The 26,065-nt window shown below is 47.0% G+C and carries 8 protein-coding genes; 1 reads left to right on the top strand and 7 read right to left on the bottom strand.

The genetic code is table 11. The annotated features are described in order from the left end of the window. Positions 1–9 precede the first annotated feature (9 nt). The 7 genes from MKX68_RS19870 to MKX68_RS19840 all read right to left on the bottom strand — a co-directional run bounded on the left by MKX68_RS19870 (position 10) and on the right by MKX68_RS19840 (position 25,212). Positions 10–1,329 (bottom strand): aspartate aminotransferase family protein, encoded by a 1,320-nt coding sequence (locus tag MKX68_RS19870; RefSeq protein ID WP_249912112.1) that lies wholly within the window; start codon positions 1,327–1,329, stop codon positions 10–12. Further along, complete coding sequence (locus tag MKX68_RS19865; protein WP_340913868.1) at positions 1,326–2,306, bottom strand: ACP S-malonyltransferase; 981 nt, start codon at positions 2,304–2,306, stop codon at positions 1,326–1,328. Before MKX68_RS19865 ends, MKX68_RS19870 begins: the two co-directional genes overlap by 4 nt. After that, positions 2,303–3,454, bottom strand: coding sequence for an acyl-CoA dehydrogenase family protein (locus tag MKX68_RS19860; protein WP_340913867.1), 1,152 nt, complete (start codon positions 3,452–3,454; stop codon positions 2,303–2,305). The genes MKX68_RS19865 and MKX68_RS19860 overlap by 4 nt, the downstream gene beginning before the upstream one ends. Next, positions 3,451–3,708, bottom strand: coding sequence for an acyl carrier protein (locus MKX68_RS19855; RefSeq protein ID WP_036668520.1), 258 nt, complete (start codon positions 3,706–3,708; stop codon positions 3,451–3,453). The genes MKX68_RS19860 and MKX68_RS19855 overlap by 4 nt, the downstream gene beginning before the upstream one ends. Beyond that, positions 3,705–7,904, bottom strand: a complete 4,200-nt coding sequence (locus MKX68_RS19850; RefSeq protein WP_340913866.1) for a beta-ketoacyl synthase N-terminal-like domain-containing protein — start codon at positions 7,902–7,904, stop codon at positions 3,705–3,707. Before MKX68_RS19850 ends, MKX68_RS19855 begins: the two co-directional genes overlap by 4 nt. Next, complete coding sequence (locus MKX68_RS19845) at positions 7,894–24,672, bottom strand: non-ribosomal peptide synthetase/type I polyketide synthase (RefSeq protein ID WP_340915459.1); 16,779 nt, start codon at positions 24,670–24,672, stop codon at positions 7,894–7,896. The genes MKX68_RS19850 and MKX68_RS19845 overlap by 11 nt, the downstream gene beginning before the upstream one ends. 63 nt (positions 24,673–24,735) lie before the next feature. Beyond that, complete coding sequence (locus tag MKX68_RS19840; protein ID WP_026080959.1) at positions 24,736–25,212, bottom strand: DUF6790 family protein; 477 nt, start codon at positions 25,210–25,212, stop codon at positions 24,736–24,738. 423 nt (positions 25,213–25,635) lie between these two features. Between MKX68_RS19840 and MKX68_RS19835 the strand changes: the two genes are divergently transcribed. Beyond that, a complete protein-coding gene (locus MKX68_RS19835) occupies positions 25,636–26,061 on the top strand; it encodes an Rrf2 family transcriptional regulator (RefSeq protein ID WP_036668516.1) in 426 nt (141 codons plus the stop codon). Positions 26,062–26,065 lie beyond the last annotated feature (4 nt).

Below are 26,065 nucleotides of genomic sequence, written 5' to 3'. Positions count from 1 at the left end.
GAGCTACCATCAGACCAGCTCGTCGTAGAGCTCTTTCATTTCTGCAAGTGCTGCAGGGACACGCTCACTGAACCAGGCAACATCTTGCATATCAAGCAGGATATTCGGATACATCCGCGAGAGCGTAGATACCAGAATACCGTGCTCAGCAAGCTTGCTATTTAGCAAAATATCAAAAGACATCAATTCAAACGTATAATCAGCCGTATCCGTAAGCGGCTCCGTGCAGCAGTGATAAGAAGCACAGCCGGACGGCCCCTGAACAATTAAAGGCAGACCCACCTTCACTGCTTCCTGGCAGAGTATGTCATGCATCATCTCAGCGTGGCGGTTCATGCTGTGCATCGCCTGTCCTCCATTGCGTCCTAACATTTCCAGCGTAGCTTTTACAGCAGCTGTACCTAATGGATAGCCATTAAACGTACCCGCATGAATTACTTTTTTGTCTACAAGCAACTTCATGATATCTGCTCGGCCAACCAGGGCTGACACCGGAACTCCGCCACCGGCGATTGCCTTCCCAAGTGTAGTCAGATCGGGTGTTACACCGAATAACTGTTGGGCACCACCGAGTCCCATACGGAATCCTGTTATAATCTCATCAAAAATGAGCACGACCTGGTACTGGTCACATAACTGTCTGACTTTTTGCAGATAACCCGGAGCAGGCATGACTCCGCCTCCATTTACACAAACCGGCTCCATGATTACTGCTGCAATGTCGTCTCCATGCTGGCGAAATAGTTCCTCCAGACGGGCTGCGTCATTCCATGGCAGGAGGTAGGATTGAGATTCCATGGCATCCCTTGCCCTCCCCTTTGTTCCTTTCATGTCACCAGGATAGTCTGAGGGTACAGGCAAACCTGTACGTGCAGTCTTGCCACCCATAATATTGTCCGCATTGCCATGATAATGGCCTTCAAAACGTACAAAGCGATTTTTACCTGTCCACGCCCGGGCAAGACGAAGTGCATTCTGGACAATCTCCGTTCCTGATAACCCAAAACGAATCATCTCTGCTGAAGGTACATATTGATGGATCAGTTCCAGAGCCTCTGCATCCAGATCGCAATGACTTACGGAAAGAACACGGTCAATGGTATCCTTCAGACACTCGTTATACTCCTCGTTGCCGTGGCCAACAATGAGGGCACCAAAGCGGGCATATAGATCCAAATACTCGTTGCCGTTCATATCCGTCACTCTGCTTCGGGAAGCATGTTTGAAATGGAGCGGCGTCTCTTCCCAAGGAAGGTGAAAATTATAGTGCACACCTCCAGGCAGCCATTGTTTCACCCGCTGATTGTACTGCATCATCTCCGTGATCATCCCTTATCGCCTCCCCCACTTGTCTGGTTTACTGCTTCATATCGCTCCAGTAACCTGGACCGATCTTGCGGATCATCCAGCGAATAGGCTCCAGGCAAGGTCTTATTCTCAGCCAGCATATTTCTTACGCTCTGGCCTGGACCGATATCGATCCATACCGTTGCTCCCAGATTTTGAACACGTGCCAATGCCTGATTCCAGCGAATGGGTTGCAAAAGCTGGCTGCTCAGCAGCTTAGGAATGTCCTCGGCTCCACGAATGAACTCCCCATGTACTGTAGAGCAGATGGGAAACACCGGTGCAGAGAAGGAAATCCCTGCAAGCATCTCTTCAAGCTCAGGCTGAATGAACTGCATCAACTCGCTATGATAAGGTGCATCTGCCTTCATTGGCATCATGCGAAAAGGAATGAATTCCCCACCGTAGCCATCCACCTTATCATCCAGCAATTGAAGACCCTTCGCAGTACCTGCGACGACAAACTGTCCCGGTGAATTATAACCGGAGATCGTCACATACTCGTTCTGACGAATATTCTCGACTAATTCTTCAAGCGTTTCTTGGGTTACATCAACAACAATACCCGCTCTTCCTTTTTGCTCCTGAATGGAGCGATGCATCAACGCACCACGCTGAGCTGTAAAACGGATTCCATCAGCAAATCGCAATGCACCCGCCGCTACTAAAGCCGAAATTTCCCCCAAACTGTGACCTACTGCATAATCTGGAGTCATTCCAGTCCGCCGAACAAATGAGTCAAATAGAACGTAGCTTGCCGTCAGTACAGCAGGCTGAGCATATTCAGAGACCGTCAATTGATCCAGGGTCCCTTCCATAACCAGTGCTTTCAAATCAAATCCGATCACCTCGCTCGCTTCCGCAAAGATCTGATTCGCCTCCGGCTCACTGTCCAACAACTCGCTGCACATTCCGATATACTGGCTTCCCTGGCCGGGAAATAGCGCACAGAACGTCATACGCTACCGCCACGCTTGTAATAGGCTTTTAATCCGTAATGCGAGATCATCTCCTGCTGCATCTGAGAAGAACCTTCAATAATCTCCAGAATTTTGGCTTCCTTATACAACCTGGCAACAGGATATTGGTTACTAATTCCGTTCGCACCATGAACCTGTAGCGCATCGCTTGCAACTTCAACAGCAACTTTGGACGTAAAATATTTGGCGATTGTTGTCTCCATGGCGGCCTGCGGGTCCTTGGCTTCTCTCAGCTCGGCTGCACGTAAACATAATGCTCGTGCTGCATGGACTTTTGTCACCGCATCTCCAATCATGCCGCGAATCAGCTGAAAATGACTCAGCTTCTGATCAAATTGCTTCCGCTTCCTTGAGTAAGTCACCATGGCATCCAGTGCTTCCTGCGCAATCGCCAGCCCTGCCCAGGCTATGCTATATCTGCCCTGGTCCAGCGCCCCGGTTACGATGTACTCAAAACCTTCATTCAGACGTCCAATAATGTGATTTTTTGGTACACGCACCTCATGGAGATCAATCTCAGCTATACCTGTCTCGCCCGCAACCATGACACCTTCAATAGGTTTGGTCTGTACCCCCTCAAACTGGCGTTCGACCCAAAAAGCAGTGCTTCGTCCCTGATTCGAGGCAATAATGATAAATACATCTGCCAAATGTCCAAACGTGATCCACTTCTTTTTTCCATTCAAAACATAACAGTCCGATTCTTCTCTCCACTCGGTCTTTACACTTTTTGCATCCGAACCAACTTCCGGTTCAGTCAGGCCAAAGGCAGCAATCCATTCTCCCTTCACCAACTTGGGCAGCCAGGACGATTTTTGCTCAGGCGTTCCGAAACGTACCAAAGTTTCACTTACAAGTGAAGTATGTACCGTTAACAAGCTGCGAACGGCTGGAAGAGCTTTGCCAAATACTTCAGTCAACAGCCCGTACGCCTTGGGACCGAGACCCATTCCGCCATATTCAGCCGGGATCGAGGCAGCCAAGTAACCTTTTTCAGCCATGGCACGGATCAATGTTCTGGGAATGGCTTGCTGCTCTTGAATCTGTTGAGCATAAGGACGAATTTCACGGGCAGCAAACAATTCAGCATCATGAATGATCTCTTGCTCTACATCCACTTCAATCATTCGGCAACCCCCTCTTGAAGAAGAGATTCATTGAGATAGGCGGCGAACTCGGCAATTGTTTTGTATTCAAACAACGCAACCGGACTGATGTCAACTTGAAGATGCTTACGCGCACGATTAATGATCTTGAGCGCCTGTACAGATGAGACACCAATTTTCAGAAAATTCATCTCTTCATCGATGTCCTCTGGCTCCTGATTCAACGCTGCAGCAATCTCGCTTTTGAGAAAAAGCTCAATTTCTTCTTTTGTCATATCATGACCTCCGTTCCCTGATTCACATCTATCCAATGTACATACGGCTCGAATGGGTGTGCTGGCAGATGTACAATCTGGCCAGAGCCATTCGGATGTAACTGTTCCCAATCCAGCGCAGCACCACGTACATAAAGCTGTCCCAGCAATAAAGCAAGCTGATCCTCCATGGTAAGTGTCGGCTCGGCAGACAGGCGGATGAAGCTCTCCTTGCCACTGTATTCAAGCTGCTGCACTGTCTGATCTGCAGCAATCATAATTACAATGTCGGCGTTTGCCATCTTGCCAGGTGTGTCTTGCAGACTTTCTAACGTCACTCTGTTGTTCACTGGAATGGATTGGCTTGCATGAGCGCTGTGATGTTCCTCGCCATCCAGATGTAAACGGGATACAAGCTCCTCTCCTGAAGCTATTCCTCGAATCTCTTGAATGGAAGGGACCAGACGTACAAGTGTCTCAAGCAAGGTCACCCAGTAGTTCAAGGTAGATACCGTATCTTCATTAGAAACGTCTGGCCTGATTACTTGGCGTGCTTCCGCTTCATCTTCTCCGCGAATCTCATGCCCCCCAACCACAATATTGACACGAGCAGCTCGGTTTCTAGGCTTGAAGCCAAATTCCATCTCTTCGATGTTCCACTCTCCGGTGGAGCTGACAGTTACTGCTGCACGATACCGATAATGTTTTCTATATCTGTTCCGGGTAAAACAAAGATCCTCTAGTGCCAGGTCCGCATGTTTCTTCACATATTGCTCCGTGTTATCAATCAGCTTTTTTAAAGCCTGCTCTGATTTCGCAGAGAACGTTAACAATTGGCCTCGTGCCGGGGCATCTGCACGGACAGGGGCTTTCCATTCTTCCAGCACAATGTGGGCATTCGTACCTCCCAGGCCAAACGAACTGATGCCTGCCTTCCGTGTTTTTCCTTCAGGTACATCCCATGATCTACGCTCGCTAACGATATGGAACGGCGATTGCTCCAGTCGGAGGGCTGGATTCGGATTATCCATATGCAGACTTGGTGCCAGTTCCCCATGCTGCATACTGAGCAGAACCTTGGCAAGACTGGCTCCACTGGAGGCTGCAAATAAATGACCAATATTGGTTTTGACTGAACCTAATCCAATTGAATTGTCGCTTGTATATCCCTTTTCCCGGAACAGTCGGAGCAAGGCATTCACCTCAATTGGATCTCCAATCCTTGTCCCCGATCCATGTGCTTCAATATAAGAAATCTCGCTCGGGTTTAGGTTGGCATCGCGATAAGCGGCACGGAGTACCTCATATTGCCCATGAGGGTTGGGTGCCATAATGCCCAGGGAATATCCGTCGTTATTCACCGCTGTCCCGCGAATCACACCATACATATGCTTATTGTTGCGAACTGCCTCTGTTAGCGGCTCCAGATATACAACAACAGCACCTTCCCCCAAGACTGAACCATCTGCTTCCCGGTCAAATACCTTCGTATGTTGAGTGGAAGAACAGATTCCAGCATTGCGTGATAGTTGATGAACATGCGGTGTAGCCAAAATGTTCGCTCCACCTACAACCGCCCCAGAGATACGCTTGTCCTGAATGGCCGCCACAGCTTGTGTCAGTGCTACCAGAAAAGAAGAACATGCCGTATCTATGGACAGTGCCGGTCCTGTGAAATTGTACATGTGTGAAATGGAGGCAGCTGCTATATTGGACATATTGCCTACCATAGCGTGAGAATGAACAGCCTTTCCAAGACTCCGGTTCATATAATCAACAACCAGATCGAAGTATGTGCTTGGGTTAATCCCTACATACACACCCACATCACGCTTATCCTCATGGTCCACGAGCATACCCGCATCCTCCAGCGCCTCATGAGCAACTTCCAGCAGCTTGCGATGCTGCGGATCCATAAATGCAGCTTGTTCAGACGGGATTTCAAAGAACTCATGATCAAACGTATCCGGTTGCTTCAGTTCCCCAATCCAGTCATCCCAATCGGGTTGCTTGGAACGTGTTGCACGCTCTAAACTAACCCGGTCAACACTATCTAACCCGTTAACCAGATTGCTCCAGAACTGCTCTTGGGTGTCGGCATCAGGCAGACGCAGAGACAGTCCGGTAATAGCAATAGCACGATGTACATTCAGGTGATTATCTGTTGTTTCAGCCTGTTCAAAGTCCTTCGTATCTGCTGGAAGTTCCTGCAGATATTCCACCATCTCACGTACTGTACTACAAAAAACAAGTAGTTCTTGTCCTAATTCACGTCCCATATGTGCAGACAGCTTGTCAAGTAATTGATAGGAAAGAATGGAATTGCCTCCAAGTGCGAGAAAAGAAGTATCCATCTCAATCTTTCCTGCGGGCAATTGAAGAATATCGGCCCAGGCTTTACGTACGGTATACTCCAAAGACGATGCGGAAACCGTCTCGTGTTGTTGCTGTTGTGTGTTTTCGCGAATCAGCTCTTCAATGGCCTCGATGTCTTTGGAAAATACTCCACGCTCATATTCGTTTCTCAGCATGAAGCGCTGAACCTTGCCACTCGTCGTTTTGGGAATAACCTTGATCGGGAGAACATGGGTGATCTCAATACCCAATCCAGCCCTCATACGTTGGATCAGATCCTGTCGTACCTCCAGAAACTGTGGAGTGCCCGATTTGTATTTAACAAATACAAGTAGCTCCTCTACTTGTTTGAGGCTGTTAAAGTGCCCAACTACCGTCAGATTCCCTCTCGGAATGCTGCTATTCTGGTACAAAATTTCTTCAAGATCATGCGCATAATGGTTCTGTCCCCGAATAAACACAATGTCCTTGATTCGTCCGCTTACAACCAGGGAGCCATCAGCCATATAACCCAAGTCTCCAGTGCGAAGCCACCCATCCACATACATTTCACGATTGATCTCTGGGAGACTGTAATATCCAGAGGTTACCGATTCACCACGGATCTGGATTTCGCCAACAACCCGCTCATCCAGCACTTCACCCTGTTCATCCGCAATCCGGATTTGAATCCCTGTCATGGGATATCCTTCATGGACAAATTCGATCACATCCGAAGTATGGCTATCATTGCTAGGCGGCTGGACTGGTACAGCCAGTCCTTCCTGCACCAGCCGCGAACGCGAAATACGTTCAATTCGTGGCTCTTCCCCCAGTCTGGAGGTACATACACCTACTGTCGCTTCGGCCATGCCATACGCAGGAAACATCATATTGGGACGATAGCCACAAGAGCTGAATTTTTTGACAAATCGCTCAATAACAGACGTTGATATAGGCTCTGCACCATTCAAGGTCATACGCAGTGAAGACAGATCAAGCGTTGAGAGCTTGGAATCCGGGATCTTCTGAACCATCCATTCGAAACCGAAATTGGTACAGCAAAACCATTTCCCCTGATGCTCCGTAATCTTGCGCAAGAACAGATAAGGCGACCGTACGAAAGTATAAGGTGACATCACCATGATGTTGGCTCCACTCAGGACGGGTGTCAGGTGTTGTCCAAATATCCCCATATCATGCGTATGCGGCAACCAGGTAAACACATTATCTCCTTCTTCAGCTCCAAGAAAAGTCTTGCATGCAATACTGTTGGCGATAATATTGTGATTTGTTAACTGCACGCCTTTGGGAATTCCCGTGCTTCCTGATGAGAATTGCAGGAACACAATCTCATCAGGAGAGGTTGGGCATAGATCAGCCATCTGCTGGCCTGCTTGAAGCTGGTTCACGCTAATCAACATAAGACCTTTGAATACAGGACTTTCCCCAAGCTGCTTATACTTGGGCAGGTAGGCTTCTTCGACGATCACTACCGGACGCCCGAGTACCTCCCACACTTTCGTGAATTTCTCCAGACCGGCTGAGCCTGGTTCCCAGGCAGCCGGAGGACTAACCGGGGCGACAATAATGCCCCCCAGCATACAAGCCCAAAAGGTACGGTAAAATTCCTGTGACTGGTCAATCTCCAAAATAACAACCTGTCCTTGTTGAATGCCTTGCTCCTGAAGAGACTGCAGGTACTTGCGCGCCTGCATCAGTAATTCAGGATAGGATTCAAACTGTTCGTCACCTGAAGAGCTGATATAGGTTATTCCCTTTTCTGGATGAGTATCTGCAATGTAGATTAGCATCTCAGCCACTGTTGAATAATGCTCTGGCACAATCAGCTCGGGTCCTCGCTGTATGGATTTACTGGACATGTTGCACCTCCATTGCCTCATTGTGAACTACCACTTTCACATCGCTACCAAGCTTGTCATCAATCAGTTGTTTCATACGTTTGATGTCCAGACCAGCCTGACAGGCCAGATGTACGTACAGACACTCTTCATCGTAGCGAATAACCCATTCGAATTGGGCGAGTCCCGAATTCGAATCTTGGTCATCCGACGACTGAGACGACATTGGGATCGCTTCGCTGCTGGAGATGAAGCCTTGATAATTAAACAGAATCATCTGACGCGGCTCCTGTTCTGCTTGCCTGTAGGCAGTTCCCAATTGTTCCTGTATGCCATCATATTGTGCCGAGAGGGAAGAATCATGTGTAAGTGCCATAAAGTTAATGCTGTGTTGCTTCGTAAATTCCAGACGTTCCAACAGATCTTCCTGTGTGAATTCACTGTCTACCAGCACTGGAATCAGATCAAGGAATTCTCCCACATAATCATAGTAGGATTCTTCGCCGTACTCCCTTCCGTAATGCACCAGGGCTATTGGCAATTGGCTTATGTCCAGATAAGCCGCAATGATGTTGGCAAAAGTTTCAAAGCATGTCCACCAAACATCGGCAGGCTCCTTCCCTGCAAGGGACAACTCGGCAGTCATGGCTGAAGGCGACAATGTTTCTGTTTCCTTCAACTTGTTCATGACGATGGTGTTACATCTATTCCATGCCTGAAGCGAAAATTGTTTCTCTATTTCATCTTCTGATACCCCTATGGGGCCTTGAGACAGAAAATTTACATAATCCTCATAATTTCGTACTTGGTACAGAAGATTACTCTCGATCTCTATACCTTGCGGTCTATATAATGCCTTCGATTCAAGTTGCTGCTTGATGATTTCAGCACTCATACCATCAAACGCAAGATGATCAAAACTCCAAATCAACTTATGCTCTGTGGCTCCTGTACGCAAAATACACAGACGCCAAGGTAGTTCCTTCAGCGTATACGTTTTGTATAACAGAGACTGAACCAGTTTGTACTCCAACTGCTCAATCGTATCCGAAGCATAATGACGAATATCAAGATATGGGATAAGCTGTTGCAGTATGTCCGCCGCTAATGACATATCACATGGATGCCAATACAATTGTTCTTCCTCATATATCATGCTGTGCAGCAACTGATGCCGGGATATAACCCCAAGGATCAGGTGTTTTACAGCTTGTTCATTCAATTCGCCTTCCAGCGTTGTTGTAAATCCGCTTGCTCGTGAAGTCGTAGAAGCATGTGCTTGTTGAATTGGAGATAGTGGGAATCGACCCATAGGGGTCATGCCCGCCATAAAAGATGAAACCTGATTGCAGCTGTTTAAAACGTGCAGGACCAGGCTGTCCAGTTGTTTCTCATGAAGTGTTATGTCCTGTGGTATGACTATCGGGGACTGAATATGCAGGCTATCATCTGACCAAACTGACGCCGGAGGATTAATGTCTACCAATCGGGCAAGTCCTCTAACTGTCGGATATTGGAATAATTCGTTCACATTGATGGCAATTCCTTCTTTTGCCAAAATTTGAGTGAATGCAATCGCTTTGAGCGAATGCCCCCCATTTTGAAAGAAGTGATCTTCCACACCAATGCCCGGATTACCCAGGATCTGTCGCATGGCGGCAAGAATAACACGCTCCGTTTTTGTCCGAGGTGAATTCACTTCCAGAGACCTCTGCTGCTCCTCAACCAAATGCTCGGACAATGCTCTTCGGTCCACTTTGCCATTGGCATTAATCGGAAGATGATCCATTCGGATAATTCGTGCAGGCACCATGTACTCTGGCAGTTGCTGGTGAAGTTCTCTTCGAATATACTCAGCATTTGCCCCAGTATTGGTTGTATAAAAAGCGGCAATGTAAAGACTTCCTGATGGTTCTGTAACTGTCATGACAAAGGCATCACGAACTCCCGAAAGACGCTCCATGCAATTGCCTATCTCCGATAACTCAATGCGGAAACCTCTAATCTTGACCTGAAAATCCGAACGTTCAATAAAAATCAGACTGCCGTCAGCCAGACGTTTGACGATGTCACCTGTCCGATACATTCGTTCTCCCTTGCGGAAAGGATCATCAAGAAAGTGTTTTCGGGTAAGATCCTCACGGTTAAGATATCCAATACCCACTGCATCCCCACTGATATACAGTTCCCCTGGAACGTTGGGTGGCACAGGCTTCAGCTCATCATCCAGAACATACAAGGCTGTGTTAGACAGGGGATACCCTATAGGCAGTGAGCCAGTATAAGGCTCTGTTTGCTGTAATAAGTGGTAGGAGGCAAAAAAGGTTGCTTCCGTTGGCCCATATCCATTTAACAGCCTGCCCGGCCCCACACATGCAAGCGCTTTGTTGGCATGGCTCACCGATGCAGCTTCACCACCAAACATCACTCTACGCACATTATTCAAGCATGCAGCATCCCAATCCACCAGCATATTAAACAAAGACGTCGGAATATAAAATACTGAAATCCGTTGCTGTCGGATGACATCCGCCAAACGAGCCATATCCAAAATGGTCTCTTTTGAGATTAATACAAGAGTAGCGCCATTTATTAATGAAGCAAAAATATCGAAAATGGAACCGTCAAACGCATAGTTAGAAATTTGCAGGATACGATCCTCTGGCACGACGGTGACAAAATTGCTATTTTTCATCACTTTGCTCACATTGCGATGACTCATCACAGTCCCTTTCGGGGTTCCTGTGGACCCTGATGTATAAATGATATAAGCCGGGTCAAGAGCAGTCTTGTTCATATGTTCAACGGGCTCCTGCATGTCTCCTGAATCAAATGCTGCCAGTTCATCTGCTGGCACGATACAAGGAACTACAGATTGCCATGTGGCGGCATACGCCGTTTCAGTCAATAACACAGCCGCATCGCAATCTTGCAAAATAAATTCAATTCTCGATGGCGGCGAAGCCGGGTCGATCGGGACATAACTGCAACCCACTTGGAGTGTAGCAAGAATACTGATCATCTGGATCGGTCCACGGTCCAGAATGAGAGCAATACTGGAGCCTGATTTTACCCCTTGCCCAAGCAACCTGAACGCCAGCCACTGAACACGTTCATACAGATCCGCATAGCTCCATTCACCGTCTTCCCAGACCAATGCTGTCTTCTGTGCATGCACATGAACTTGTTCCTCGAATAATTGGGAAATGGTCGCATCTCGCGGATACTGAGCGGCATTATCGTTGACTCCGTACAGCAGCCATTCCTCTTCCTCCGGTGTAGTGAGCTTAATCTGACCAATTCGTTCATTATCCCCTGTTGTGATCTGAGACAGGATATACCGGAATTTATCCAGCATCAGTTCCATGGACTCCGCTTTAAACAAATCCGAGCGATAGTCAAGTTCAACCGTGTAACATTGTTTCTGCTCGACCAGTGTCCAAGTCAGATCAAATTTGGCATCCACCTTACCTTCCACCCATGGTTCAAGTATCAGTTCCCCGGCTTCAGGATCATCGGTCCCCATATTAATGTAATTTAGCACCACATCAAATAGGGGGTTGCGGCTTAAATCACCGAATAGACCAAGTTGTTCCACCAGTGCTTCATAAGGATGATGCTGATGTTCATAACAGGATAACAGCTTGCCACGCATCTCATTCAAATACGTCTCTGTGGACCATTCTCTGTCCATGCTGGTGCGAATGGCGAGCATGTTCACGAACATCCCCATAACGTTATTGAGTTCTGGCTTCTCACGTCCCGCAACCGCTGTACCTACGACCAAATCGTCTTGACCCGTATACTTCCAGATTAATAGATTCAAAGTTGCCATAAACAACATATAGGGTGTAAGCCCTTGTTGAGTACAGAAATCATTGACTTGTGTGCTTAACGACTCACCAAGTTCAATGGAACGTCGGTCTCCGCTGTAGGATGACGCGCCATGTCTTGGGAAGTCTGTAAGCAATTCAACCAGTGCAGGCTTGTCCTTGAATTCCTGTATCCAAAACTCGGCGTCTTCAACAGATTGTGCATGTGACGCAGCTTCATCACGCCATTCCGCATAATCCTTATACTGAATGTCAAGAGATTGCAATGTTTCTCCTCTGTACATGCGTGCAAAATCCTGCATCAGGATGGCAATGGAACTCTGATCCGAAATGATATGATGCATGTCGATGAATAAGATGTGTTCCTCTTGAGAAAGGCGAATGAGCTTAACACGAACCAATGGTGCGCTGGTCAGATCAAAAGGCTTGATCCATTCCATGACCTGCTCTAACCCTGCTGTTTCTAATTCCAGCAACTCCACAACGCTTGGAACCTGATCCTCCACAATTTGGAAAAGCTCACCGTCAATCATTTCAAACCTGGTACGGAATGCTTCATGTCTCTCTACCAGTGCATCCATTATTACTCTGAATTTGGCAGGGTCAAGTTTTCCCCTTACCCTATAGGAACTGGCGAGATTATACGCCGTACTCTCACCTTTCATCCACTCATGCACCACATACATTCTTCGCTGAGCAGAAGTGGTCTTGTATTTCTCTTTCTTAGTAACAGGCAAGATTGGGTTCACTGAATCAGAGTCACTTGTAGCCTGATGTTCAGTAATCCATTGAACCATGTGTTCAAACACTGAATGATCAAAAACCTCTTCCAGCCCCAAATTTAATCCAAACATTTCTTTAATCCTCGATGCCAAGGAAATCGCTTTTAATGAATGACCCCCAAGCTCAAAGAAATCATCTTCAAGGCCGACTTCTCCATGACCAAGCAACTCCTGCCACAATTGCGATAATACATGCCTTATCTCATCATCAGTCCGTTGAACCCTGACTTTCCCAGATGGAGATTGGTCTAATGCTGCGATAGAACCCGCTGCAACCTGCGACATACCTGCAAGCTGATACAACGCAACATCATGTTGATGAACAATGGGATCAAAGGAATACGTCGGCAGGGAGATTTTTTGCCTCCCCCCCGTTCCGTTTAACTCTTCCCAATCCAACTCCATGCCAGAGCACCAGCAAAAAGCAAGTACTTTCATTAAATACACGTCTGCCTCAAGCAAGCTCTGACGATCTCCAGTAAGAGCAATGATGTTTGACTCTGAAAATGAATCCGAGGCTATTTGGTCTGTATCCTGCTGCTGATTCGAAACGATCCACAACGTATGCCCATCAGATTCAGAAAGCGTCTTGCGATTTAGCAGCGTAAACAGGAAATTTGGAGATAACAGTGGTGCAATACTCAACGCATGGTCTGTTACAGTTGCATCTGTCATCCTTCCAGTCAAAGCATCTGACAATGCTCCTTCTTCTAGTGACCAATGCTCCAAATTGTATAAAAGCCCTACGGCATGTACTGGATCAAGTGCATCACTAATAACCAACCCCACCAGTTCGCCAACGCCTTGTCCACAGACAGCATCTGGCTTGACACCAAGCTGCATCACGGTTTTATAAAGAGCATATTGCACAACAAAGCACTGCATGCGCTCAAGCCTTGAATCAGTTAACGATCGCCCTATGCCTTGGCGAATGGCATACTGTTCCTTGGACTCAAAAAGGTTCAGTATCTCTTCAAAGTGCTGTTTGAATATCTCTGAGACCTGGCTCCGATACACAGAAGCATATAGTTCCCGAATCTTGCGCGCTTCCCAATTTGCATTTCCGCTGAGGTAAAACATGACCTTAGTCTTCCCATTTATCACACTTGCCTGTGTCTCAAACTCCACAGACTGCTCGCTTGGCGGAATATAACCGTCTACAACGATTAGCGCTTTACGATGAATGAATCTGCTTCTTCCCTTCTGTAGCGTCCACGCAGCATTGGGCAACTGCTCCGGCAATGCATGCATCGCCTGTAGAACCGAATCGTACGTGCGTTCCAGCGCAGATTCACTTTTGGCCGAGAAGGGCAGCAGAAGCAATGACTCATAATTGGCTTGGCTCTCTTGAACAGGAGGCTGCTCCAGAATGACGTGAGCATTGGTCCCCCCGATCCCAAACGAACTGACACCTGCTCGCAGGATACGCTTCGAGTCTTCTAGTGGCTGTGGCTCCCTGTTGATATAGAAGGGACTATGCTCCAGCTCCAACATCGGATTCGTCCGATTCATGTGAATCTGTGGCGGAACCACCCGGTGATAAAGCGTCAGTACGGTTTTAATAAAACCAGCGACACCTGCTGCCGCATCAAGATGCCCAATATTGGCTTTCACAGAACCTAGAGCACAATAATTCCTAAGATCTGTTCCCCATGACTGCCTGAGCGCTTCGATTTCAATCGGGTCCCCCAGCTTGGTTCCTGTTCCATGCGCCTCTAGATAGGAGATCTCTTTTGGAGACACTCCCGAACGATGAAGGGCAGATTTAATAACCTTGACCTGCCCGGCCACACTCGGTGCCGTATATCCAATTTTGTCCATGCCATCATTATTAATCGCCGAACCTTTAATGACTGCATAGATATGATCTCCATCTCTCTGCGCGTGGCGGAGTGACTTGAGCACAACCATTCCGCATCCATTACCAGACACAGTACCAGATGCCTGCTCATCAAATGGTCTGCAATGACCATCCTTTGAATAAATCATGCCTTCATGCCAGTGATAACCTTCTTTGAGCGGATAGGAGATAGAGACACCTCCCGCAAGTGCCACATCACACTCTCCCCGAATCAGCGATTCAGCAGCTTGGTGGATAGCAACCAAAGAGGTCGAACATGCGGTCTGTACGGCCATACTCGGCCCTCTCAGATTTAATTTGTGAGATACCCGAGTTGTAATATAGTCCTTTTCATTTAAAGTCATGGCTTCAAAAGCCTGTAGCAAATTACCGGAACGACCGAGAAATTGCACCATCCATGGTAAGCTTAGTCCACTTCCCGCAAACAATCCTATAGCTCCCTCATAACTGTAAGGATCACACCCGGCATGCTCAAGCGCCTCCCATGAGCACTGATGCAGCAGCCGTATTTGCGGATCCATCATGTTGGATTCCTGATGCGGATATTCGAAGAATCCGGAGTCAAAATACTCAGTGTCTTGCAGTACACCTTTGGCCCATACATAATCGGGATGTTTGAAGTCTTCCGGTCGTACACCCGCAGCGGTTAGATCCTCCTCATTCAGACGGGTGATACCATCCTTACCTGCCATTAGGTTATCCCAGAACTCCTCAATATTTCTTGAACCGGGAAAATGCCCTGCCATGCCAATGACTGCGATATCCGTCGAAGAAGAAATTCTGCTACTGTGTTCTGAAGCAAACGGGATACTCTGTTCCGGTCTGCTCTGCTCCAGTTTGCTGTGTTCAACTGTGCTCATCACGTCATCTTTGGGAGCTGCTGTCGGGCCCGGGTTCGTAACAGGATATCCAACCGAAGCGATATTCCCGCTCTCCTCTTGTACCTGTTGTGTAACTGTCGGCAGCATCTGCTCCGCCACCAGATGATTGACCAGTGATGCAATGGAGGAATGCTCAAACAATTGCACCAGCGGAACGCTTTTATCCAGATAGGCATTCAGCCGATTATTAATCAGAATAAGCCCCAGCGAGTTGCCTCCGATGTCAAAAAAGTGATCATGGATATTAACCGTATCCAGATTCAATATTTCCTTCCACGCTGCAATAAGCATCTTCTCCAGATCAACTTTTGCCTGCTCCATTCCTTGAATCGATGAGCCATAAACCAGAGCCGGATTAGCCTTCTCTCCCGTTTCAAAATCAGCCAGACGAAGGGCATTGCGATTCAGTTTGCCATTAGGCAGCACAGGCAGATTTTCCAGACGAATCAAGCGAGAAGGCATCATGTAGTGTGGAAGCCGCTGCTTTAACCAAGTCCGAAGCTGTACGTCTTCATCTTCCATAACGGAAGGCCCAATCCCAGGCTTCAGACTGTAGAAAAGGATTAATTGCAATGAATGTGGCTCGGCCCCTTCTACCTTAACGACAGCTTCTCTTACACGTTCATTATTCATCGCTGCCTGCTCAATCTCGTTCAGTTCAATCCGGTAACCCCGAACCTTCACTTGCTGATCCAACCGTCCCATTAACTCAACATCCCCATCCGGCAGTATACGGGCCAGATCACCAGTTCGGTACAAACGGCCTCCCAAAACATTGGCGTTTGCAATGAATCGGGCATCGGTCTCAGCAGCGTTGTGCAGATAACCGCGGGATAATCCTTTTCCTGCAATGCCCAGCTCTCCATAGCTGCCAGGTGGCAGTATTTCACCTTCATCATTCAGAATATAAATCTCTGTATTGGTAATGGGCTTGCCAATGGTAATCGCGGTTGTGTCATTCAATTCTTTGGTCGTTGACCAGATCGTAGTTTCCGTTGGTCCATACATGTTAAAGATTCGAGCAGGCGTAAGCCGCTTCAGATCGGTGAGGAGTCCCACAGGGACATTTTCCCCTCCGGTAAGAACACACCGCAGATTGCCCAGCGCCTGAGCGAATTCCGGGTTTTCTACAAATGCCTTAATGCGTGAGACCGTGCTAAGAATGTGCGTAATACCATGTTCACGTATTCGACGTGAAGCAAGAGCCGGGTCAAGCTGCTCCTGCTCATTGGCCAGATACAGCGAATATCCGGTGCATAATGGTGTCCACACTTCAAATCCGAAAATATCAAAAGATATGGTCGTTACACTGATGATGCGATCTGTCTCATGTGCAAAAATATGTCGGTGCCTGATGTCCTCAACAAAATTGACCATCGCCTCATGAGTAATCATGACCCCTTTGGGACGCCCCGTTGATCCTGAGGTAAAAATCACACAGGACAGGTCCGAAGACAGGAAGCTTATGTCCGGGTTAACGGATGAACGCACATCCTGGGCAGTTGGATCATACACAAATCTCTCTCCGCTAAAAGTCACTGTTTCTTCTTCATCAGGCGTACACAGCAGTACGTTCATCCGGCTGTCTTCGATCATATTCACGATGCGCTGCGACGGAAAAGCAGGGTCCAGAGGCACATAAGCCGCCCCAGCTTTCAGCACTGCCAATAGCATAATGATCAATGATTCATCTCGTCTGGATAATATGCCCACAGGTTCATCCCGGCGCACACCTTGATCAATCAGCTTCCAAGCCAGCGTATTAGCTTTTTCATTAAGCTCCCTGTAGGTAAAAGAGGCTCCGGATGATACAAGGAGAGCTTTCTTGTCTGGTGTGTGTTCTGCCTGCAGCTCAAACAGCCGATGCAGACCCCCCGCAGAATTGTAATCCAGACGTGGACCAGCAAGACGATGGACTGGGTGCTCATGAGAACGTTCGTTTCTCTCAAACAGTTCGCTCAGAGACAGATTAGGCTGTTGTACAACCTCTTGGCAGAGTCCGATGAACTCCTGCATCATACCTTCCACTGTGTCCCGGTGGAACAGATCCAGCGAGTATTCGATATATCCTTCAATCACCTGCTTCTCCCTGTTTTCTTGACAGGTCATTAACAGATCATAAGTAGACGTACCCGTCTCCACCGGAAAAGAACTGAATTGCAAACCATGAAGTTCAAGTCCATGCAAATCCATGTTCTGATAATCAAAACAAACATCAAATACCGGATTTCGGTTCAACTCACGTGTCACGCCCAGTTGTGCCACAAGCTCATTAAACGGATACTCCTGATACGCAAAAGCATCTAGTGTATGTTGTTTAAGTTCGCGTAAAAAATCAGTGTACGTACGATCAAACGTTGGAAAATTCCGCATCGCAATCATATTGACAAACATGCCTACCGTCTCTTTCCACTCCTCTTGCATCCTTCCTGCAACAGGGGTTCCTACCACAATGTCCTGCTGACCTGAGCGGTGTGCGAGAAGAAGATTCCACACACTTAGCATTACCATATACATGGATGCTTCCGATGAGGAAGCCAGCTCGTGCAAGTTTTGTGTTACCGAACGATTCAACGTGAAATGGAAACGTCCCCCTTGCATGGATCGCTGTGATGGACGCTCCTGGTCAAGTGGAAGCTCCAGCACAGGTAAAGAAGGGCCAAGATGGTCCAGCCAGTATGTTTGATGTGAATTGTATTCCTGTGATGCGAGACGCTGCTGCTGCCATACCGCGTAATCTTTGTACTGCAATCGGACTGCTTGCTCTTTGCCAAAATATAAATCGTTGAAGTCACGAGTGATGATTTCGACAGATGTACCATCTGCGATAATATGGTGAATATCAAAGAATAGCAGATGCTTGCGCTCGCCTATCTTAATCAGTTCAACCCGCATAAGCGGAGCACTCCCCAGATCAAAAGGACGAATCAATGTCTCGATCATCGCAGGCAACTCTTGGTCATCTGCCACATGCTGCTCTGCATAGCCCATACTTAAGCGAACCGAAGGTTGGATGATCTGAACGATCTGACCACCCCGTATCTCAAACAATGTTCTGAGCGCCTCATGATGCTGTATCAACTTCTGCAAAGCAGCCTCAACTCTTATACGGTCCAATTCACCTTCAATAATGGTTGCAGATGGTAGGTTGTATGCCGTATTGCCTGGATCAAGCATCGCTTGTGTGAACATACGCATCTGTGCAGAAGAGATTGGATACGCATCCATAGTGGGTGCTGATTGAATGGTCTGTTGGTCCACTTTTGGTTTCGCCATGACATAGAGATGCTCCGCCAGTTGAATAGGCGTTGAATGATTGAAAATATCTGCTACCTCAGGCTGAATTCCTAAATGAGACCGGATCCATGCAGACAAGCTGACTGCTTTGAGAGAATCTCCTCCGACCGCAAAGAAATTAACCTCTTCATCTAGATCATCGATGCCAAAAATCGTTCGATATGCGTCCAGGACAATCTGTTTCAGTTGGTCGGAATCACCTGTATAAACTGTCCCTTTTACTAGAGTAGAGCCACTTCCCATACCCTGCTCTGCATGCCCCGTATCATCCCCGGTACCCATTCCTTCCGCTGCTGATGAGCCAGAAAGAGAAACACTGACAGGATAGGATTGTTTGTTGAAAACATAAGTAGGCAGAGAGCATTTGCGTCGTACCGTCTGCCCTTTGAGCACCTTCCAGTCCGGTTCAATGCCTTCGCACCATAACTCCGCAAGTCTGCGGTTCACATAGATACTATCCTGCTCCGTTTCCCTTACGTGACGTAGCATATTCAGTACCGTCTGGGAATCTCTTGATTGACTGTGCTGTCTGGCAAAGGAGCTTAGTGTTCGTCCTGCACCTACTTCAATTAATACAGCCCGCTCATCCTTCAACACTTCAGCCAGGTTTGATTCAAACAACACCGGCTGTAAAATATGACGGGACCAATAGTCAGGTTGTGTGATTTCATCTCCAAGCGCCCATGTTCCACTGGTATTGGACAGTAATGGGATCTGTGGCGTATGAAGTGAATGCTCTGCTAAATAACGTCTAAATTCCTCGGAAGCCTGATTCATCATTGGCGTATGGAAGGCATGGGAAGTCTTCACACGAATGCACTTCCAGCCCAGTCCTTCAGCCTTGGCTTCCATCCGTGAAATGGCTTCAGCTGTCCCACCAATCACACTGGAACCTGTAGTATTCACCAGGGCAAGCCACACGTCTTCCTCCAGTTGTGACTTTACCTGCTGTGCATCCGCCATAATGGCAAGCATGACCCCGGGTTGTTGTTGCTGCATCAGACGTCCGCGAAGTCGAACTAACTTGACAGCATCTCCAAGTTCGAATACACCCGCTACCGCTGCGGCAGCCAACTCACCAATGCTGTGCCCGATCATGCCATCTGGCTTGATGCCCAGATCCAGCAGCGACTTGGCCAGCGCATAACTTGTCATGAACAGTGCGAATTGGCTGTACTCTGTCTGGTTTATTCGCTCAGGCTGCTGATCTCCGTATACAACGGACAGCTTATCTTCTCGTTCTTCCGCGGGCAGAAGGTCCAATATTTCCTGGATATAACTTCTGAAGATTGGGGCCAGGCCTGATTGCTCTGTAGATCTGTATAGTTCTGCACCCATTCCCTGATACTGACTGCCCTGTCCGGGGAACATAAAGTATACGGGACGAGTTCCTTGAGCCGAATGGTATACTCGTGCTTTCCCCAGCTGCTGTATCAGCTTGTCCGGATTATCCTTCCATTTCTTATCCAGAATGAGTGCCTTACGATACGCAAAAACAGATCTACCTGATTGCAAGGTCCACGCTGCGTTCGATACAGATTGATCCGGCTGCTGAGTCAGATGTTCCATAATCCGTTCAGCGGTGCGGTTCAGCGAGTGCTCTGTTTTGGCGGAAAAAAGCAATATATTTACGTCATCATCGGGACTGCACTTCTCCATCTCGGGAGCCTCCTCCAATACCATGTGAGCATTCGTGCCCCCCACACCAAATGAATTGATTCCTGCGCGCATGACTCCAACATTGCCCTGTTTCCAGTCCACACCTTGTGCATTAACTTTAAAAGGCGTATTCAAAAAATCAATTTTGGGATTAGGCTGCTCATAATTCGCTGTTCCAGGGATATAACCTTGTCCAAGACTGAGAGCTACCTTGATTAAACCAACCACACCTGCGGCTGTATCCATATGTCCCACATTGCCTTTGACCGAACCCAGATAACAAAATTGCTTTTGGTCGGAAGCAAAGGCCCGAGTTAACGAGTTTACTTCAATTGGATCACCAAGCAACGTTCCCGTACCATGTGCTTCGATATAACTCACCGTTTCCGGGTCTACTCCGGCTACCTTATAAGCATCCTGAATGACTTCAGCCTGTCCGCTTACGCTAGGAGCAAGAAAACTGAGTTTCTCTTGTCCGTCATTGTTAATTGCTGAGCCTTTGATGACCCCGTAGATATGATCTCCGTCCCGCAGAGCATCGTTTACCCGCTTCAGCACCACAATTCCCATACCATTGGAGAAGACGGTTCCACTGGCTGCCGCATCAAATGGACGACAGTGTCCATCTGTGGAGAACATCATGCCATCCTCAAATATGTAACCCCCTTCATTGGGCAACTCCACGGTGATCCCACCAGCCACGGCCACATCACATTCTCCAACGATCAAAGATTGACATGCCAGATGAGGTGTAACCAGTGAAGTAGAACATCCCGTCAGAGCGGTATAGGCCGGCCCTTTTAAGTTAAGCTTATAAGCCATTCGGGTAGCGAGAAAATGATTGGTACTGAGGGTAAATGCTTCGTATTTACTGCTATAGTTAGCATCGTTAAAAAGTACTTGACGGTACCATTCGAAGTCATCGGACCCGCCAAGGAACACACCCACCTTACCCGCTTCATCCGGTCTGCAGCCTGCATCCTCCAGCGCTTCCCATATTCCCTGATACAAAAGTCTGAATTGGGGAGACATCATTTTGGCTTCACCGGGAGTATAGTCAAAGAACCCTGCGTCAAACTCATCGATGCCGTTGGCACGTCCTTTTGCCTTGACATAACGAGGTGAACGCAGCAGCGCTTCCTCCACACCAAGCTCCCTCAATTCATCATCACTATAAAAGTGAATGCTTTCCCGCCGTTCAACAAGGTTACTCCAGAACTCCCTTATATCCTCAGCACCCGGCACATTCACCGCCATTCCCACAATTGCAATGTCCTCACGCATAATGCCGTCTTTTCGTTGAAACAATTGTTCCCTTTCAGTCGGTATCCGAACTCCCTCATCTTTTGATCCCAGCGCCGCAAATTGACGCAAAGTCGGGCATTCGAAAAAACGAGGAACAGGGAACTCCACATCGGTATAATGCTTTAGTTTATTGTGAGCCTGAATGACAGAAAATGAATTTCCGCCCAATTCAAAGAAATGGTCATCGCGCCCTACTCTCTCAACACCGAGCACTTCGGCCCACACTTCAGCTATAACCTTCTCAAGCTCAGAAGACGGGGCGGTATAAAACGTACTGGAAGCGTGAGCATGCGTGATATCTGCCATGAGTGCCTTCCGGTCAATCTTCCCACTGCTATTCAATGGAAATTCGGATTTATGTACAAAAACGGATGGTATCATATATGCCGGTAACGAACGAGACAGGTGCTCTCTCAATTCGACAGAAGGCAGCTCCTGCTCTGACAGATAGTAGGCATACAGCAAGCCGGACCTACCTTCAAATGATTTCATGACTACCACGGTCTGGATGACACCCGGATAGGTTGACAGGGTATTCTCAATTTCGCCTGTCTCCAGTCTGGCGCCCTGAATTTTAACCTGGAAATCAATGCGTCCCAGATATTCGATCGTACCGCTTGGGAGTGAACGTACCAGATCCCCTGTGCGGTACATGTACCTGAAATGTTCTGCGTCCTGTCCTTCTTGAAAGAAAGGATTAGGGATAAACTTCTCTCGGGTCATCTGTTCCAGATTCAGATATCCACGTGCAAGCCCAACACCGCTAAGACAAAGCTCCCCTGGAATACCTAACGGCTGAAGCTCATCATGATGTCCGACGACATACCATCTGGACTCATTGAGCGGGTAGCCAATCGGTACATTGCCCAAGCCTTCATAATGGCTTAACGGATAATGAGAAACCCATATGGTGCATTCGGTTGGACCATATACATTTTCCAGACTTGCTCTAATGCCTAACCTGTTAAATTTCTCAATGATGTCTGGCGTGACTGCCTCTCCGCCAACAAACATCCATTTTAGCGTTTCCAATGCTGACAGATCGGAGCGGAGCTCCATCGTTTCCAGAAAAAGACGGAATAACGTTGGAACAAAGTTAATGTGCGTCACCTTATGTGATGCCACCGTAGACACAATACGAGCAGGGTCTTTTTCTGCTCCAGGCTCAAGAATACTTAGTGCGCCTTCACCCATGAACCAGCCGAAAAGTTCCGTGGCGGACACATCAAAGGTATATGCTGTTTTCAGCAAGTAAACATCCTGCGCCTGCATTGGAAAACGACGCTCCAGATCAAGCAGTGTATTGACTACGCTATGATTTTCAACCATGACTCCTTTGGGCTTGCCTGTTGATCCGGATGTGTACATGATATAGGCAAGGCTATGCGGATTCAGCGCCTCTTCAAGATTTGAGGCATCCCCCGTATAGGCCTGATCTCCCTCAACGTAGATGTACTGGACATCCAGAGTCTTGTCATCTTTTTCGGGCTGCATAGCCAGCACTATGGATATGTCTGCATCCGACATAATATAGGCCTTTCTGGACAAAGGATAGGAAGGGTCTACAGGCACAAAAGCACATCCGGCTTTTAATACAGCCAATAGGGCAATGACCATATCCGAGGAACGTGGCATCTGCACGCCGACTGCCGCGTTATCACTTTTCTTACTCGCAACGATCTGCCTAGCCAATTGATTCGCTTTTGCGTTGACCTGCGCATAGGTCTGATGCTGCTTCCCTTCCATTAGAGCTACCCGCTCCGGGAAACGCGCTACTTTATCGTGAAATATATCCATAATATGTTGTGGAGTGTAGGGAAAATAAGAAGTTTGATTGAATCGGTACAATAGGTTTTCTTTCTCATCCTGCATCAGAAGGCTGAACTCACTGATTTTTTGATCAGAATTGGTTACTAGTTGATTCAGCAAGTATAGAAATCGTTGGCCCATTCGCTCCATTGAATCTTCACGGAACAAGCTCGGTTTATATTGCAGCTTCAACTGAGCCCCTTGCGGTAGACGACTCAACACCACCATTAGATCTCCTGGAAATGTAACCTTATCCTGATCCAGAATACGAGTTCCGAGCATATCTTCCTCATAGGAATCATAAACAAAGGAGATATCAAACAACGATGGTGATCCGGGTTGAGCCTGTAACATGCTGTCTCTGACAATGAGGTTATTGGGATATCCGATGTTCCTATACGTATCCATCCAGGTTGTGGCTACTTGTTGCAGCAGAGGTTTTAGAGTTGATTCGAGGTCAATATGGAATCGCATAGGCAGCATATGGACAAAACATCCAATCGTTTCTTCCAAGTCCATACCGGGACGATGAGAATATGGGGAGGCAAAGGTGATATCGTCTGTACCGACATATTTGCTCATAAGAATGCCAAAGGCACCCATAAAGAACATAAAAACGGTTACTTCATTATCTTTGGACATCTGTGTAATATCAGCCATTAACGATTCCGAAATATCAAATCGCAGTTCATGACCAATACCTTCTTGTACAGAACCTGCTGGAAAGTCGTGCTTTAGAGAAAGAGGTTCCGCTCCCTTCATTTTGTTTAACCAGTATTCCCGCTCTTTGGAATACTTGTTTTCGTGCAGTTTCTTGTTCTCTGCCTCAACATAAGAGATGAACCCTTCATCCAGCTTGACATCCACAGGCTGATCTTCAAGAAGACATGTATATGACTGGATAAGTTTGTTTTTCATCAGTTCAAGCGACAAGCCATCACATATTAAATGATGAATACATAAGGTCAGAATATATCGGCTTTTATCCATCTGAACAATCATTATACGGAACAGAGGACCTTTCTCCAGCACAAAAGGTGTCCCGATGCATTCATCTACCAATGCTTCTAACTGTTGTTCCTTTGGATTCTCCTGATGCTCGCTACTTAGGTCCCACAAGGCAAGTGAGTAGTCCATATCTTCATGAACGGATAACACGGGTACATCATTTTGAATCTCAATCCGAGTACGCAGCACCACTTGCTCATACATAAGCAATTCGATGGCCTGGCGAAATATCTCCATTTGAAGATAATCAAATTGTATTGAAGCTGAGATGTTATACGAAGTGGGATCATTCACCTGACAATCAAAATAGATTCCCTTTTGTGTTTCGGAAAGTTCAACGGTTTTTTGTACCATCACGACCACACCTCATCGTTTAATTGAGATTCAAGCTGTGTAAGGCAAAAAATCAATTACAGCTTAGTGCATTACCCAGATTCCGCCAGCCAATACAGAGAGAACCGTGATAAACGTTTGATACACCACATCCATAATGAGATTCCCGATACTGTCTCCATCTGCCTTGCGATTTTTAATCATGACATAAGTATGTGACCAAAGACCACTTAATCCGTATATGTACATCGTTACCAATACACCCACCCAAAAGTTCCCCTGGAACCAGATGGCCATAATCCCCATAACTCCAAGCCCTACCTGGGAAAAACCGTATTTAACCTGAAATGGTCCACCAGGCCATCCTAACATTTTGGCTGTCTGATCCGCTCTGGCAATGTTGACAACATAACCAATCACTCCAACCAATCCAAACGTAACCACAAACTGATGAAGCAGCAATACTCTGCTAATCTCGCTCATTTCCCCGGGAAAACCTAACACATATAGGTGTACTCCCCCTGAGATTAGACCTAACAACCATAGAACCAAAAACCACATGCCTGTCCCACTCCCGCCGTTTGTTATTTGGAATCATTTGTAACTAAATGTACAATCTTGTAGATACACACATTATATAATCGCTTTTACATTTGTCAATTCATACATAATTTTCTATTTTGTCGAAGCTTTTGTCATTTTTATTCTTCTGTACGCAAACAAGAAAACCATATAGTTCCATTTAACTTGGAAATAATAGGAATTAAGCCCTATTATTACATTAAAATGTTTGAAACCTACTTCTTTTTTAACGCTTCAAAAGAACCACAACTCATTTATTTGACATAGGTGATAGTTCAATTATCATCTGTTTGATCATCTACGATTACAGGATAACAGCAACGATCAATTCACATATGATATAAAAGAATTGACATCCGATCACTTTGTAACTATTATAGTTACAACGGTGGTGATTATCCCATGAGACAAATCAGCAGTCGCTTTTCCATTGCGGTTCATACCCTGTCCCTGATCGCTGTTATGCCTAATGAATGCACCGGAGATGTGATCGCACAGAGTGTGAATACAAATCCCGTGATTATTCGGCGGATTATGTCCAAGCTGAAACAGGCTGGTCTGATTGACGTCAGACCCGGTGTGGGCGGTGCTTCCTTGTTGAAAGATCCGGCCGACATTACCCTTCTTGATGTATATCGAGCGCTTGAGGTCGTGGAGGATGGGGAATTGTTTAACTTTCACAAACATCCGAATCCGAAATGTCCGGTCGGCAACATGATTGAACACACCTTGCGTGCCGAACTCATTGAGGCTCAGACAGCCATGGAACAGCGCTTGAATCGTGTAACCATACAGCAGATGATGGATCAGATTCATGTTTCTGAATAAAAAA

The organism is Paenibacillus sp. FSL M8-0212 (genome assembly GCF_038004645.1).
GTDB lineage: Bacteria > Bacillota > Bacilli > Paenibacillales > Paenibacillaceae > Paenibacillus.
The sequence above is the reverse complement of the archived record's forward strand: the minus strand, read 5'-3'. Positions and strand labels throughout refer to the sequence as shown.